Genomic DNA, 12575 nt, shown 5'->3' with positions numbered 1-12575 from the left:
GGTTTTTTTAAATGGACAGTTCTTTTACGCCCATTGAACAGATGTTAAATGTCCGTGCTAATCGCCATAAGGATTTCCCACTGCAGGAGATCATGTTGACGCGCTTGTGCATGCACATGCAGGGGAAGCTGCTGGATAACCGCAACAAGATGCTGAAAGAACAGGGCATCAATGAAACGCTGTTTATGGCGCTGATTACCCTTGATGCCCAGGAAGATCAGAGCATCCAGCCTTCTGAACTCAGCTCGGCTCTCGGCTCATCGCGCACCAATGCCACGCGCATTGCTGATGAGCTGGAGAAGCGTGGCTGGATCGAGCGTCGCGAAAGCGAGCACGATCGTCGTTGTCTGCATCTGCATCTGACGGAAAAAGGCAATGAGTTCCTGCGCCAGGTGCTGCCACCGCAGCATCAGAGCCTGCAGTTTCTCTGGTCTTCGCTGGATAAGCAGGAGCAGAATCAGCTGGAAGGCCTGACGCGTAAGCTGTTGAATCGTCTTGATCAAATGGACGAAAACAAACCTACCGCCGCCTGGAATCGATAATAGCAACAACTGCGACACAATCACGCGTCTAAATCGCTATCTTATCTCCCCTTTATCCATGCCAGCGCTCAACACGCTGGCATTTTTGAGCGCGGGATCCTGTCAGCACGGATGGCGGCAACCCGATAACAGTGGAAAACGTGGAGAACCTCATGAGTGCTTCGGCGGATGTATCCAATCCGAAACAGCCTGCTAATAAAAAGAAAAAGCGCAAAGTTGCGCTGCTTTTACTGGCTGCGATCGTATTGGTTGTGGGTATTGCCTGGCTGGTTTACTGGTTTTTAGTGCTGCGTCATTTTCAGGAAACCGATGACGCCTACGTTGCCGGCAATCAGGTGCAGGTAATGGCTCAGGTATCGGGCAGCGTCAATAAAGTCTGGTTTGAAGATACCGACTATGTGAAGAAAGGCGACGTACTGGTGACGCTGGATCAAACCGATGCGCAGCAGGCGTTTGAAAAAGCACAGACGGCCCTCGCTACCAGCGTGCGACAAACGCACCAGATGATGATCAACAGCAAGCAGTATCAGGCAACCATCGAACTGCAAAAAACGGCGTTGGCTCAGGCGCAGGCTGATCTACAGCGTCGCGTGCCGTTGGGCGCGTCGAACCTGATTGGCCGGGAAGAGCTGCAGCATTCGCGTGATGCCGTTGCCACCGCTAAAGCACAGCTTGATGTTGCCGAGCAGCAGTACAATGCGAATCAGGCGATGATTCTGAATACCTCGCTGGCCGAGCAACCGGCGGTGAAACAGAACGCTGCCGCGCTGCGTGATGCCTGGCTGGCGCTGCAACGTACGCAGATCCGTAGCCCGATGGACGGCTATGTTTCCCGTCGTAGCGTGCAGGTTGGCTCGCAAATCAGCACCACGACGCCGCTGCTGGCGGTGGTTCCCGCGAAAAATCTGTGGGTGGACGCTAACTTCAAAGAGACTCAGCTGGCAGGCGTACGCATTGGCCAGCCGGCCACCGTGGTCAGCGACATCTATGGCGATGACGTGGTCTATCAAGGCAAAGTTGTGGGTCTGGATATGGGCACCGGCAGCGCCTTCTCACTGCTGCCTGCGCAGAACGCCACCGGCAACTGGATCAAAGTGGTCCAGCGTTTACCGGTGCGTATCGAACTGGATGCGCAGCAGCTGGCGCAACATCCGCTGCGCATTGGTCTGTCGACGCTGGTTAAGGTTGATACCACGCAGCAGGATGGCGGCGTGTTAGCCACCAGCGTGCGTAACAATCCCGCTTATGAAAGTAACGCGCTGGCTATCGATCTGGCACCGGCCGATCGGCTGATTGCTGAGATTATCCATGCCAACGCAGGCTAACCTGGCGGGAGTGTATCGTGGCACAAAAACCGCTTGAGGGTACCCAGCTTGTCCTGATGACCATCGCGCTGTCGTTAGCGACGTTTATGCAGGTACTCGACTCAACCATTGCTAACGTAGCGATTCCCACCATCGCCGGTAACCTGGGGGCATCCAACTCCCAGGGAACCTGGGTTATTACCTCGTTTGGGGTGGCAAACGCCATCTCCATTCCGCTAACCGGCTGGCTGGCAAAGCGCGTTGGCGAGGTCAAACTGTTCCTGTGGTCAACCATCGCGTTTGCGGTGGCCTCCTGGCTGTGCGGCATGTCCGAAAGCCTGACCACGCTGATCTTCTTTCGTATTATTCAGGGCGTGGTGGCCGGACCGCTGATTCCGCTGTCGCAAAGCCTGCTGCTGAATAACTACCCGCCAGCGAAACGCAGCGTTGCGCTGTCGCTGTGGGCGATGACGGTGATTGTGGCGCCGATCTGCGGCCCGATTCTTGGCGGCTGGATCAGCGATAACTATCACTGGGGCTGGATCTTCTTCATCAACGTGCCGATTGGCGTGCTGGTGGTGGTGCTGGCGTTGCAAACGCTGCGCGGGCGCGAGACGAAAACGGAGATCAGACGCATCGATATGGTGGGTCTGGTGCTGCTGGTGGCTGGGATCGGCTGTCTACAGGTGATGCTCGATCGCGGCAAGGAGCTGGACTGGTTTAACTCCACGGAAATCATCGTGCTGACGGTGGTTGCAGTGCTTGCGCTGGTGGCGCTACTGATATGGGAGTTAACTGATGATCATCCGATCGTCGATTTAACCTTGTTCAAGTCCCGCAACTTCACTATTGGCTGCCTGTCGATCAGCCTGGCTTACATGCTCTACTTCGGTTCGATCGTGCTGCTGCCGCAGTTATTGCAGGAAGTTTATGGCTATACCGCAACCTGGGCGGGACTGGCATCGGCGCCGGTGGGCATTATTCCGGTGATTCTGTCACCGATTATTGGCCGCTTTGCCCATCGCCTGGATATGCGCAAGCTGGTGACCTTCAGCTTTATCATGTATGCCGTCTGCTTTTACTGGCGTGCCTATACGTTTGAGCCGGGGATGGATTTTGCCGCATCGGCGCTGCCGCAGTTTATTCAGGGCTTTGCCGTGGCCTGCTTCTTTATGCCGCTGACCACGATTACGCTGTCGGGCCTGCCGCCGGAGCGCATGGCTGCCGCATCGAGCCTGTCTAACTTTGTGCGTACGCTGGCCGGGTCGATTGGCACCTCGATCACCACCACCATGTGGACCAACCGTGAATCGTTGCATCACAGCCAACTGAGCGAGTCGATTACGCCTTATAACGTCAACGCGCAGCAGACCTACGATCAGCTGATGCAGCTTGGCATGACGCAGCAGCAGGCTTCGGCGTGGATTGCCCAGCAGATCACCAATCAGGGGCTGATCATCTCAGCTAACGAGATCTTCTGGGCGTCCGCAGGGGTCTTCCTGTTGTTGTTGGTGATGATCTGGTTCGCCCGTCCGCCGTTTGGTTCTGGTGGCGGCGGTGGCGCGCACTGACGATTTGCCATAAAAAAAGGGCCTGTTTCCAGGCCCTTTTTTACGTCTGTCGCGAATAACGCTTAGCGATTCTGACGCCACCATTCAGCCAACAACACGCCGGTTGCGACCGAGACGTTCAGGCTTTCTACTTTGCCCGTGCCGCCAATGGAGACGCTGAGATCGCCCTGCTGCCAGGCGCTTTCCGACAGGCCATCACGCTCCTGCCCCAACACCAGCACCATTTTCGCGGGCAGCGTCGCTTCTGCCAGCGGCGTACCTTTGTGACTGGATGTCGTCACAATGGTGTAGCCTGCACGACGAAACGCTTCCAGACCCGCTTCGAAGCTCTCATCGCTGATCGCGGTAACGTGCTCGGCGCCGCCTTCAGCAGTACGCACCGCGGCGCCCGACTCCAGCAGAGACGCATCGTTCACCAGCACGCCACGCGCGCCGAAGTGCGCACAGCTGCGCATGATGCCGCCGAGGTTATGTGGGTTACCGATATCTTCCAGCGCCAGCACGCAATCGCGCGCTTCTGCCTGGGCCAGCCAGGTTTTTACCGGCATGCCGGTGCGCTTTTTAATCAGAAAGCACACGCCACCGTGATGCTCAGTGCCCGCCGCTTTGGCCAGCTCTTCATCATCAACCACATGATAAGCTTTGCGGTTGGCGGCCAGCCAGCGCAGGGTTTCCCGAAAACGCGGCGTTACGCTCTGCACAAACCAGGCGCGTACGATGCTTTCCGGACGGCTCTGGAACAGTGCGTGACAGGCATTTTCGCCATAGACACGGCTCTCTTCCTGGCGCTGACGACGCAGCTGAACCGGATCGATAAAGCTTTTGCCGCTGATACCGCTGTGCGCCGGTTGGCTGGTTTCATCATCAACCGGAGGCCGGCTGACGGTGCGCCATGGCGACCCTTCACGACCCTGATCGCGCGCGATACCGCGTTCTTCGCCGCGATCGCGACCACGCGCATCCGCCGGACGGGAAGGACGACGGTCTCTCTCCTGGCCAGCTGCATCCGAACGGCCACCTTTGCCGGTACGGGGATTCTGTCCGCGTGGTTTACTCTCTTCATCGCCGCGAACATACATCACTTTGACTTTGCCGCTTTTGCCTTTAAATTCGTCGTTCATTTTTCCTCCACCATGGCTGAGCGCGAAGCGCGCAGATTACCTGATGTCGTGCCGGTTAGCCATTAACTCCCGCCAAAAGCTATTAACTATTATACCTATTGAGCGATCCACATTGAGCAAGAAAAACCCATAACGCATAATAACAGCAGGCTATTTATATCAACTTTAACGATTTGAGGTCTCTATGAACACGGTTTGTGCATCCTGTCAGGCAACGAATCGCGTCCCTGAAGAGCGTATTGCTGACGGCGCGAAATGCGGCCGTTGTGGCAATGAGCTGTTTACCGGCGAGGTAGTCAACGCCACCGCAGGTACGCTGGACAAATACCTTGCTGACGATATGCCGGTGCTGATCGACTTCTGGGCACCCTGGTGCGGCCCATGCGTCAACTTTGCACCCATCTTCGCCGATGTGGCGAACGAGCGCCGGGAACAGGTGCGATTTGTGAAAATCAACACCGAAGCGGAACCAGAGCTGAGCGCGCGTTTCCGTATTCGCAGTATTCCTACCATTATGATGTTCAAAAAAGGCGAAATGGTCGACATGCTGAGCGGCGCAATGCCAAAAGCGCCGTTTAATGAATGGATCGACGAAGTCGTATAATGAACAGGCAGCCAGCAGCCATGCTGGCCACCCTACGTTTTATGCTGCGCTTCCGCTAGAATGGCGTTTTTACCGCTTCAGGGTGTATGACTATTAACGCCGTTCTGCAATTACGCGCCCAGCGCCTGGCGCGCGCCACCCGCCCTTTCCTTGCCCGCGGCAACCGCGTGATCCGTTGTCAGGGTTGTCTGCTGCCTAAAAAACTCTGCCTGTGTGCCAGCATCGTGCCGCAACCGGCGCGCAGCCGTTTCTGCCTGGTGATGTTTGATACCGAGCCGATGAAGCCGAGCAATACTGGCCGACTGATCGCCGATATTCTGCCCGATACCCAGGCTTTTGGCTGGTCGCGCACCGAGCCCGATAGCGCGCTGCTGGCCGCCGTGCAAAACGCCGACTATCAGCCGGTGGTGGTGTTTCCTGAATCCTATGCCGATCCGGGCCGACCCGTGCTGCGCTCGCCACCACGCGAAGGCAAGCCGCTGCTGTTCATTATGCTGGATGGTACCTGGACAGAAGCGCGCAAGATGTTCCGCAAAAGCCCGTGGCTGGATGCGCTGCCGGTCATGTCGCTGTCGTTTACGACGCCCTCCAATTATCAGCTGCGCGAAGCACATGGTGAAGGACAGCACTGCACTGCTGAAGTGGCGGCTGAGCTACTGGCACAGGCGGGCGATCTGGCGGCCGCGCAGGCGCTGAGTGCGCACTTCACGCTGTTCCGTCAGCACTATCTGGCAGGCAAACCGCACCATCCTTTGCATCAACAGGCGATCGCGGACAAATAAACCGTCACTGCCGGTTGCATCGTGACAGAGGTGATTTAAAGTCAGTCTGACTTTTATCTTCTCTCAGTGTTGAACCGGCCAGGAGGCTGTTATGAGCCAGCGAGGATTGGAAGCGTTACTCAGGCCTAAGTCGATTGCCGTGATTGGTGCCTCGACTAAACCACAGCGCGCCGGCTATTTAATGATGCGCAATTTGCTTTCCGGCGGCTTCAGCGGCGCGGTTCTGCCGGTGACGCCGCAGTATAAAGCCGTGTGCGGCGTGATGGCCTGGCCCGATGTCGCCAGCCTGCCACTTTCCCCCGATCTCGCCATTATTTGCACCCATGCCAAAAGAAACCTGCTGCTGCTTGAGGCGCTGGGGAAAAAAGGCTGCAAGGCGTGCATTATTTTGTCTGCGCCGGAAAGCCAGCGTGAAGCGCTGTTAGCCTGCGCCAGCCAGTGGCAAATTCGCCTGCTAGGCCCGAACAGCCTGGGATTGCTGGCCCCGTGGCAGGGACTGAACGCCAGCTTTTCACCGGTGCCGATTCAAAAAGGCAAGCTGGCTTTTGTGTCGCAGTCAGCCGCTGTCTCTAATACGATTCTCGACTGGGCGCAGCAGCGTCAGCTCGGCTTCTCGTGGTTTATTGCGCTGGGCGACAGCCTGGATATTGATATCGACGACCTGCTCGACTTCCTCGCCCGTGACGGCAAAACCAGCGCGATCCTGCTCTATCTGGAACACCTCAGCGATGCCCGCCGCTTTGTCTCCGCCGCGCGTAGCGCCTCGCGTAACAAACCGATTCTGGTGATTAAAAGTGGCCGCAGCGCCCAGGCGCAGGCGCTGCTGAAAAGCCATGCCGGACTCGATGCCGCATGGGATGCCGCCATCCAGCGTGCCGGTTTGCTGCGAGTGACCGATACGCATGAGCTGTTCTCTGCGGTTGAAACGCTGAGCCATATGCGCCCGCTGCGTGGTGAACGGCTAATGATTGTCAGTAACGGCGCTGCGCCTGCCGCGCTGGCGCTGGATGCGCTGGATGCGCGTGGTGGTAAGCTGGCGCAGTTGAATGACGACACGGTTGACGCGCTGAATACGCTGCTGCCGGATGAGATAACCGCGGGCAATCCACTGGATTTAAAAGATGATGCCACCGTTGATCGTTATCTGGACTGTATTGAGATCCTGCTCAACAGCCACGACCTTGATGCGCTGATGATCATTCATTCACCCAGCGCGGTCGCACCGGCAACACAAACCGCGCAGCGTCTGATTGCCCTGATTCAACAGCATCCACGCGGCAAGCAGGTTACCCTGCTCACTAACTGGTGTGGGGAATTTTCTTCGCTTGAGGCGCGCCGCGCATTTAACGACGCGGGCCTGCCAACCTATCGCACGCCGGAGGGCACGGTTACGGCGTTTATGCATATGGTTGAGTACCGCCGTAACCAGAAGCAGCTGCGTGAAACGCCTGCCCTGCCGGTCAACCTGCCACAGGCGAGTGCAGTTGCGCATCAGCTTATTCAACAGGCGCTGGCACAGGGTATTATCACGCTGGATACGCATGAAGTACGCGCGATTCTGCAGGCCTACGGTTTGACTACGCTGCCGACATGGATTGCCGCCGACAGCGTCGAAGCCGTGACCATCGCGAATCAGGTTGGCTATCCGGTGGCGCTTAAGCTGCGATCGCCGGATATCGCGCACAAATCTGATGTGCAGGGCGTCATGCTGTCGCTGCGCTCCGCCAGCGAGGTACAGCAGGCGGCAAATGCCATTATCGATCGCGTTAAGCAAACGCTGCCGCAAGCGCGCATTGATGGCCTGCTAGTTCAGAGCATGGCCAGCCGCCTTGGCGCACAGGAATTGCGTGTGGTGGTGGAGCAGGATCCGCTGTTTGGGCCAGTGATCCTGCTGGGGGAAGGCGGCGTTGACTGGCAGCCCGATAAGCAGGCCGCCGTCGCCCTGCCACCGCTGAATATGGCGCTGGCTCGCTACTTTATTATTCAGGCGATCAAAGGCGGTAAGATACGTGGTCGCAGCAATGCGCAGCAGCTCGACATTACCGGGCTGAGCCAGCTGCTGGTGCAGGTTTCCAACCTGATCGTTGACTGCCCTGAAATTCAGCGTCTTGATATTCATCCCCTGCTGGCAGCAGGCAGCGATTTCAGCCTGCTGGATGTTACCTTATCGCTGGCGCCTTTCGACGGCGACAACGAGGCACGACTGGCCATTCGTCCTTATCCGCACCGGCTTGAAGAGCAGGTGACGTTAAAAAATGGCCAGCACTGTCTGTTTCGTCCCATTCTGCCGGAAGATGAGCCGCTGCTGCGTGAGTTTATTGCGCAGGTCACAAAAGAAGATCTCTACTATCGTTATTTCAGTGAGATCAATGAGTTTACCCATGATGATTTAGCCAATATGACGCAGATCGACTACGATCGAGAAATGGCGATCGTCGCCGTGCGAGAAATTAACGATCGTACTGAGATCGTTGGCGTCACGCGGGCGATCTCTGATGCGGATAATATTGACGCTGAGTTTTCGGTTCTGGTGCGTTCTGACCTGAAAGGATTAGGACTGGGGCGACGCCTGCTGGAAAAAATGATCGGTTATACCCGGGAACATGGCCTGCAACAGCTAAACGGCATTACCATGCCTGGTAATCGCGGCATGATCACACTAGCGCGCAAGCTGAATTTCAATGTGGATATTCAGCTGGAGGATGGCATTGTTAGCCTTAACTTACCGCTGAATAAACAGGTCGATTAACCTTGTAGATAAAGGTAAAAAAGACGCTATCCGGGCGGGTTAATGATAATATTCATCGTTAGGGTCATGATTTAATGGCAAATCGCCATTCATTGCATAGAGAAGAAGCGCACTGTGATGTTGTCTAAATTTAAGCGCAATAAACACCAACAACACCTTGCACAGCTGCCAAAACTGTCACAATCTGCTGCTGACATTCGTACGCTGTTTTCACCCGCTGAATTTCGCCAGACGCTGCTGGAAAAAATAGCTGGCGCGACGCGACGCATCTGCATCGTTGCGCTTTATCTGGAGAACGATGATGGCGGTCGGGCCATTCTGAATGCGCTTTACGACGCAAAACGGGCGCGCCCGGAGATGGATGTTTCTATCTGCGTGGACTGGCATCGTGCACAGCGCGGCAGAATTGGTGCAGCGGCGGCGGCGACCAATGCCGACTGGTATTGCCAGCTGGCAACCGACAATCCGCAGATCGCCATTCCGGTTTATGGCATTCCGGTAAATACCCGCGAAGCGCTGGGCGTGCTGCACCTGAAAGGCTTTGTAATCGACGACGCGGTGCTGTACAGCGGTGCCAGCCTGAACGATGTGTATCTTCATCAACACGATAAATACCGTTACGATCGTTATCAGTGGATTCAGAACGGCGCGTTGGCTGAGACCTTTTTTAATTGGGTAAAAACCAATTTGCAGGCGGCAGAAGCGGTTAACCGGCTGGATAAATCGGAGCGGCCAAGCAGCCCGGAAATCAAAAACGAGACGCGTCAGTTCCGTCAGGATCTGCGTGGCTTTGATTATCAGTTCACGCCTAACGCCGGCAATGAAGAGCTGGCGGTAACACCGTTGGTAGGGCTCGGCAAACGCAGCTTGTTGAATAAAACCATCTATCATCTGATGCCCTGCGCCGAGAAAAAGCTGACGCTGTGCACGCCCTACTTCAATATGCCCGCTATTTTGGTCAGGAATATTATCGGCCTGTTGCGTGCCGGCAAAGAGGTGGAAATTATTGTAGGGGATAAAACTGCTAACGATTTCTACATTCCGGAAGATCAGCCGTTTAAAATCATTGGTGCTCTGCCCTATCTGTACGAAATTAACCTGCGCCGTTTCCTCAGCCGCTTGCAATATTATGTGAGTAACGGCCAGCTGACCGTGCGTCTGTGGAAAGAAGGCGAAAACAGTTATCACCTGAAAGGCATCTGGGTGGATGACGAATGGATGATGGTCACCGGTAATAATCTCAATCCGCGCGCCTGGCGTCTGGATCTGGAAAACGCCATTCTCATTCACGACCCGTTGCAGGAATTAACTGAGCAGCGTGATAAAGAGTTGGCGCTAATCCATACGCACACCACCGTAGTAAACCACTTCCGTGAGCTTGAAAGTATTGCTGACTATCCGGCGAAGGTGCGCAAATTGATTCGACGACTGCGTCGTATCCGCATCGACAAACTGATTAGCCGGATTCTCTGACTCCATGCGCCTGTTGCTGCCGCTGCTAATAGTGATGTGCAGCGGCTGCACGCATTTCGCACAGGATAGCTGGACCGGAAAAGATAAAGCACAGCACTTTGTAGGCTCCGCTTTATTAACCATAGCCGGTAGTGAATACGGTGCGGCTCAGCACTGGAGTCGGGCGCAGAGTCGACAATTTGGTTTGATGTTTGCCTTTACCTTAGGCGCTGGCAAAGAGCTGTATGACAGTCGACGAGCCGGTTCAGGCTGGAGCTGGAAGGATTTAAGCTGGGATATAGCCGGTGCTGCCACCGGCTACAGCCTATGGAATGCGGCGCATCACTGATTACAGTGAAATACCCTTGCCACGCCGATGCAGCATCAGCGAGACCAGAAAAGCCAGCGCGCCCATCGCTGAAACATACCAAAAGAAGCTGGTTTCAATGCCCTGGTGCTTCAGTGTTAGAGCAACAAACTCAGCTGACCCGCCAAATATGGCATTCGCAATCGCATAAGATAATCCTACGCCTAATGCCCTGACTTCGGGTGGAAACATCTCCGCTTTGAGGATGCCGCTGATCGAGGTATAGAAACTGGTGATCAACAGCGCGAGCATAACCAGCGAAATGGCGGCCCATTCGCTCTCGACGTTCTGTAGCGCGGTCAGAATCGGCACGGTACAGATAGCGGCACCCGCGCCAAAAATCATCATTGAACTACGGCGGCCAATCTTATCTGACAAAGCACCAATTATCGGTTGAATTAACATAAATACAAACAGTGCGCCGGTCATCAATGCACTGGCTGTCTTCGCATCCATGCCCGACGTGTTAACCAGATACTTTTGCATGTAGGTGGTGAAAGTATAAAAACTCAGCGAGCCGCCAGCGGTAAAACCCAGCACCATTAAAAAAGCACGCCTGTGGTTCTTCAGTAATCCCATCAGGCTGCCGGCATCCCGATGCTCACGGGTATTTTTGTCGCTGGTTTCGTTTAATGAACGGCGCAGCCACAGCGCAACTACCGCAAGCACAGCACCCAGCGCAAACGGAATACGCCATCCCCAGCTCTTCAACTCCGCATCGGTCATCAACTGTTGTAAAACAACCACGGTAAGTACCGCCAGCAGCTGACCACCGATTAGGGTCACGTACTGAAAAGAAGCATAGAAACCTTTACGCCCTTCCAGTGCCACTTCGCTCATATAGGTTGCACTGGTGCCATATTCGCCTCCCACTGATAATCCCTGAAACATACGCGCCAGTAATAAGATAATCGGCGCGGCAATGCCGATGCTATCAAACCCAGGCAAGCAGGCAATGACCAGTGAGCCGAAACACATCATGCAGACGGAGATCAGCATGGATTTCTTGCGGCCATGCTTATCCGCAATGTAGCCGAACATCCAGCCACCAATCGGACGCATCAGAAAACCTACGGCAAATACGCCAGCGGTTTGTAAAAGTTGAGTGGTGCTGTCTCCCTGCGGGAAGAAAATATGGGCAAAGTAGAGTGAAAAAAATGAGTAGACGTAGAAGTCAAACCACTCAACCAGATTGCCTGATGAAGCACCGACAATCGCCCAGATTCTCTTTTTTGAATCCGATGCCGATGTCAGCGCATTGCTTCCATTCTTAATATTATCTGCCATGTTCACCTTGTTCCTTGCTAAAAGGTCATCTCAAAGGGTTGAGTAAAGCAGGAGTACCAGCAAGGAGACAACTTTGAATGGTGGAAAATGCAGTTTTGTGATGTCAGCAGGATTTTAACTGGGTTGAATTTAGGTTGGTGTGGGAGATTACGGCTGTTATCAGGTTTGTCGATGCTCAAGCGTAAGAGGTTTAACGTGCGTAGTGGCATGGTGGCATGTTGGCATGTTGGCATGGTGATAATTTTGATCTTAACGGCCGATAATGATGGCGTTGATGTGTGTTCTGCAGTTAATCCTGACAATGCTGACGAAAAAGCCTTTTTTAATTCATGGCTTAGCTGATGAAATACGCTCGAAATCAATATAAGCATCTATCAACGTGCACATTGCGTGGCAGCCATTTTGCTGAGACTGGGCGCCCTGAACAGTAACCGCACCCTATATGTTACAGCCGGATAATGAAAATCAAATCAGAAACAAGGTTGCCAGTGAAGGGAGCGGATACATAATTCGGGTGTTTAACATGCAATGCAGGCAATCGGAAACGGATGGCAGACGGTGGTGGAAGAAGAGAGCATCTTTAATTAAATCAGGGCCCCGCGAGGGGCTTGCTGCTGCTGGCATTTGCGGCGCAGTGGCACGGAGAGGCTAATGCCAGCAGCACCACAGGCTGCCCTGCACGAAGTATGCCTCCCACCGCCTCAATAATTTGGGAGATACCTTATTTTTTCCATGAGAAAAGGCCCCGCGCTTTCGCGCGGGGCCCTTCTGGTTTGATGCCTGGCAGTTCCCTACT

General features: G+C 54.8%; 11 protein-coding genes. 9 read left to right on the top strand and 2 right to left on the bottom strand.

Annotated elements, in window-relative coordinates; all coding sequences use genetic code 11:
* The first annotated feature begins 11 nt into the window (after window positions 1-11).
* From mprA to emrB, 3 genes are all read left to right on the top strand, one after another.
* Window positions 12-542, top strand: a complete 531-nt coding sequence (mprA, locus tag ACJY2L_RS07760; RefSeq protein WP_067433074.1) for a transcriptional repressor MprA — start codon at window positions 12-14, stop codon at window positions 540-542.
* A gap of 152 nt (window positions 543-694) precedes the next feature.
* Window positions 695-1867, top strand: a complete 1173-nt coding sequence (gene emrA / locus ACJY2L_RS07755; protein WP_067433077.1) for a multidrug efflux MFS transporter periplasmic adaptor subunit EmrA — start codon at window positions 695-697, stop codon at window positions 1865-1867.
* A 14-nt stretch (window positions 1868-1881) separates the two neighbouring features.
* Window positions 1882-3417 (top strand): multidrug efflux MFS transporter permease subunit EmrB, encoded by a 1536-nt coding sequence (gene emrB, locus ACJY2L_RS07750; RefSeq protein WP_157883925.1) that lies wholly within the window; start codon window positions 1882-1884, stop codon window positions 3415-3417.
* A gap of 62 nt (window positions 3418-3479) precedes the next feature.
* On the opposite strand, the gene ACJY2L_RS07745 is transcribed toward emrB, so the two are convergent.
* On the bottom strand, window positions 3480-4538 hold the full coding sequence (locus ACJY2L_RS07745; RefSeq protein WP_439212640.1) for a tRNA/rRNA methyltransferase: 1059 nt from the start codon (window positions 4536-4538) through the stop codon (window positions 3480-3482).
* Between the two features lie 184 nt (window positions 4539-4722).
* Between ACJY2L_RS07745 and trxC the strand changes: the two genes are divergently transcribed.
* The 5 genes from trxC to ACJY2L_RS07720 all read left to right on the top strand — a co-directional run bounded on the left by trxC (window position 4723) and on the right by ACJY2L_RS07720 (window position 10474).
* Complete coding sequence (trxC, locus tag ACJY2L_RS07740; protein WP_067433086.1) at window positions 4723-5142, top strand: thioredoxin TrxC; 420 nt, start codon at window positions 4723-4725, stop codon at window positions 5140-5142.
* 86 nt (window positions 5143-5228) lie between these two features.
* Window positions 5229-5924 carry a tRNA-uridine aminocarboxypropyltransferase gene (locus ACJY2L_RS07735; protein ID WP_067433089.1) on the top strand — a complete coding sequence of 232 codons (696 nt, stop codon included), beginning with the start codon at window positions 5229-5231 and terminating at the stop codon, window positions 5922-5924.
* Window positions 5925-6015: 91 nt separating this feature from the next.
* Window positions 6016-8673 carry a bifunctional acetate--CoA ligase family protein/GNAT family N-acetyltransferase gene (locus ACJY2L_RS07730; protein ID WP_439212641.1) on the top strand — a complete coding sequence of 886 codons (2658 nt, stop codon included), beginning with the start codon at window positions 6016-6018 and terminating at the stop codon, window positions 8671-8673.
* Between the two features lie 117 nt (window positions 8674-8790).
* A complete protein-coding gene (pssA, locus tag ACJY2L_RS07725; protein WP_439212679.1) occupies window positions 8791-10146 on the top strand; it encodes a CDP-diacylglycerol--serine O-phosphatidyltransferase in 1356 nt (451 codons plus the stop codon).
* A gap of 4 nt (window positions 10147-10150) precedes the next feature.
* Window positions 10151-10474 carry a YfiM family lipoprotein gene (locus ACJY2L_RS07720; protein WP_264273422.1) on the top strand — a complete coding sequence of 108 codons (324 nt, stop codon included), beginning with the start codon at window positions 10151-10153 and terminating at the stop codon, window positions 10472-10474.
* Here the strand turns inward: ACJY2L_RS07720 and ACJY2L_RS07715 are convergent, their stop codons facing one another.
* Window positions 10475-11779 carry an MFS family transporter gene (locus ACJY2L_RS07715; protein ID WP_439212642.1) on the bottom strand — a complete coding sequence of 435 codons (1305 nt, stop codon included), beginning with the start codon at window positions 11777-11779 and terminating at the stop codon, window positions 10475-10477.
* Between the two features lie 171 nt (window positions 11780-11950).
* Between ACJY2L_RS07715 and ACJY2L_RS07710 the strand changes: the two genes are divergently transcribed.
* Window positions 11951-12121: a hypothetical protein gene (locus tag ACJY2L_RS07710; RefSeq protein ID WP_439212643.1), complete on the top strand. Its 171-nt coding sequence runs from the start codon at window positions 11951-11953 to the stop codon at window positions 12119-12121.
* Window positions 12122-12575 lie beyond the last annotated feature (454 nt).

It is taken from the genome of Duffyella sp. Ts4 (assembly GCF_051851875.1).
Taxonomy (GTDB): domain Bacteria; phylum Pseudomonadota; class Gammaproteobacteria; order Enterobacterales; family Enterobacteriaceae; genus Duffyella; species Duffyella gerundensis.
This window is presented reverse-complemented; position numbering and strand designations above follow the sequence as displayed.

Excerpts from the sequence above, each read along its gene's own strand:
- ACJY2L_RS07715 (WP_439212642.1), bottom strand. The coding sequence starts at position 11,779 with ATGGCAGATAATATTAAGAATGGAAGCAATGCGCTGACATCGGCATCG.
- mprA (WP_067433074.1), top strand. The coding sequence starts at position 12 with ATGGACAGTTCTTTTACGCCCATTGAACAGATGTTAAATGTCCGTGCT.
- trxC (WP_067433086.1), top strand. The coding sequence starts at position 4,723 with ATGAACACGGTTTGTGCATCCTGTCAGGCAACGAATCGCGTCCCTGAA.
- emrA (WP_067433077.1), top strand. The coding sequence starts at position 695 with ATGAGTGCTTCGGCGGATGTATCCAATCCGAAACAGCCTGCTAATAAA.
- pssA (WP_439212679.1), top strand. The coding sequence starts at position 8,791 with ATGTTGTCTAAATTTAAGCGCAATAAACACCAACAACACCTTGCACAG.
- ACJY2L_RS07735 (WP_067433089.1), top strand. The coding sequence starts at position 5,229 with ATGACTATTAACGCCGTTCTGCAATTACGCGCCCAGCGCCTGGCGCGC.
- ACJY2L_RS07710 (WP_439212643.1), top strand. The coding sequence starts at position 11,951 with ATGCTCAAGCGTAAGAGGTTTAACGTGCGTAGTGGCATGGTGGCATGT.
- ACJY2L_RS07745 (WP_439212640.1), bottom strand. The coding sequence starts at position 4,538 with ATGAACGACGAATTTAAAGGCAAAAGCGGCAAAGTCAAAGTGATGTAT.
- ACJY2L_RS07730 (WP_439212641.1), top strand. The coding sequence starts at position 6,016 with ATGAGCCAGCGAGGATTGGAAGCGTTACTCAGGCCTAAGTCGATTGCC.
- ACJY2L_RS07720 (WP_264273422.1), top strand. The coding sequence starts at position 10,151 with ATGCGCCTGTTGCTGCCGCTGCTAATAGTGATGTGCAGCGGCTGCACG.